Annotated in this window: 2 protein-coding genes; one reads left to right on the forward strand and one right to left on the reverse strand. The window is 76.6% G+C overall.

Annotated features, from left to right (window positions below):
• Window positions 1-508: LiaF domain-containing protein (locus E1284_RS42795; RefSeq protein WP_243715049.1), on the forward strand; the 508-nt coding region annotated here is incomplete at its 5' end.
• A 47-nt stretch (window positions 509-555) separates the two neighbouring features.
• On the opposite strand, the gene E1284_RS40320 is transcribed toward E1284_RS42795, so the two are convergent.
• On the reverse strand, window positions 556-1,956 hold the full coding sequence (locus tag E1284_RS40320; protein ID WP_131945377.1) for a hypothetical protein: 1,401 nt from the start codon (window positions 1,954-1,956) through the stop codon (window positions 556-558).
• Window positions 1,957-2,222: the final 266 nt, after the last annotated feature.

Genomic DNA, 2,222 nt, shown 5'->3' on the forward strand with positions numbered 1-2,222 from the left:
CCAGTCCCCCCACCTCGTGGCGATCTTCGCGGGGGCGCAGCGGAAGGGGCGCTGGCTGGCCGAGCCCACCACCAACGTCTCCTGCGTGTTCGGCGGCGTCGAACTCGACTTCCGGCAGGCGGTCCTCAGCCGGAACGAGGTGACCGTCAACATCACCTGCGTGTTCGGCGGCGTGGACATCACCGTCCCGCCGGGCGTCCGGGTCACCGGGGCGCCCACCGCGATCTTCGGCGGGAACGACCTGCCGGAGGACGACACCCTCGACCCGGACGCGCCCGTCATCCGGCTCACCGGGATGGTGCTGTTCGGCGGCGTCTCGGTCAGCCGCCGCGCGGCCGGCGAGCAGGACCGCCGCGGCCGGCACCGGGAGGTCCACGAGCTGCACCGCGAGCACCACCGGGAGATCCGCGAGATGCACCGGGAGCGGCACGAGGAGCTCAGGCGGCACCGCGACGAGCGCCGGGAGCGGCTGCGGGAACTGCGCGACGAGCGGCGCCGCCACCGCTGACCCGCCCTCTGGACGGCCGTCGGACGCGGGCGCGCCCCCGACGACGGTCAGTCGCGGGCGCGCTCGCGGTCGGGCTGGCACACCAGGCAGGGCGTGCAGCCCCGGGACTTCGCCTCCGCGCGGGACAGCGACTCCAGGTCGTCGGCCTCGTCGCCGATGTCCTCGATGAGGGCGCAGTCGACGCGGTGGTAGCGCTTGGTGCCGCTCAGGATGCGCACCTGCGGGCCGTCACCGGCCGGCTCGGCGGCCGGCTCGTCGTGGTCCGCGGAGCCTTCGGCGGACGGCTCCGGCTCGGGGTCGGCGGCCGACTCGGCCGCGAGAGCGCCGGGCTCGCCGGCCTCGCGGACGTCGGCGGCGTCCTCGCCGGCGGTGTCGTCATCGGCGTCGTCATCGGCCGTGTCGAAGGCGTGGTGCGGCTTCGGGGCCGGCGCCTCCGTGCCGGCGTACGCGGCGCCGGCGTACGACGCCGGACCCAGGTCGACCGTGACGTCCGGTGCCGCGGATTCGGCCTCAGCGGGCCTCTCCCAGGCGGAGCGGGCCTCCGGCTCCCGTTCCCGGGCTTCGGGCTCGTCGGCCGTCTCCGGCGCGCTGGGCGCCGCCCCGGCCGCCTTGCCGAACAGCCCCGCGACGGGCATGTCGGTCAGCGTCGGCCCGGCCGGGTCCGCGGCGGGCGGCTCCGGCGCGGCGGGCTCGTCCGCCCGCGGGATCTCGGCCGTCCGGTCGAACCCGCCCTTCCGGTCGAACGGCTCGGGCTCGTCGAAGGACCCGGGCTTGTCGAAGGAGGCGGGCCGGTCGAACGACCCGGGCGTGTCGAAGGAGGTGGGCGCGGCTTGCGGCGCGGGCTCCAGCCCGCCCGGCCCCTTGCCGGGGCCCGAGGACGCGGGCACCGACGCCGCGGCGCGCGCCGCCAGTGCGGTGTCGGGCATGCAGGCGGTGCAGGGGCTGAACCCCTCCTCCTTGGCCTCGGCGTAGGTCAGCTCCTCGGCGTCGCGCCCGGCGAGCTGCCGGCACGTGTCGAGGTGGTAGCGCTTGCGGCCGCGGACGACGAACACCATCGCGTCGTCCGGGACGTCGGCGGGCGGAGCGGGCATCTCCAGCACGTCGTCGTCGGTGTCGGCGGCCGGGGCGGGCGGCGCCGGGACGCCCGCGGCGGCCGGGGCGCCCTTGGCCGGCGCCGGAGGCGCGGCCTTCTTGCGCTTGTCCTTCGTGGACCTCTTGCTCGCGCGGGCGGGCGCGACCGAGGCGCCGGAGCCCCACAGCTCCTTGCGCCGCAGGAACACCCCGATGGCCAGGCACAGCGCGGAGATGATGCTGACGGCGATCGATATGTAGATCACCACCAGCGCGTCCAGGCCGAAGACCTGCGCGCTGTCTCCGTTGCCGGCGACGATTCCCGCTACCAGCAGGGCGATCGCCACCACCACGAGAACGCCACTCAGGATGATCACAGGGTCTCTCCCACTCGTTCGGACCGCTCGGCTCCGGACCCGCGCGAAGGGCCCGGCGGCCGCCCCGCACGACCCCCCGGCATCACCGGGGCGGCGCCGCTGCCACGCCCGGCGCGGGGGTCGGGGACGACACTATCGCCTGCGGCGCCCGCGTCAGCGCCTGTCGTGCGGCGGGTTGTCGCCGCCCGCGTGGAAAGCGCCGGTCGCCGAGTGCTGGACCTGCTGGCCGTGCTCGGCGGGCGGCGGGAACTGGCCGGGGGCGGGGG

This window comes from Actinomadura bangladeshensis (assembly GCF_004348335.1).
Classification (GTDB): domain Bacteria; phylum Actinomycetota; class Actinomycetes; order Streptosporangiales; family Streptosporangiaceae; genus Spirillospora; species Spirillospora bangladeshensis.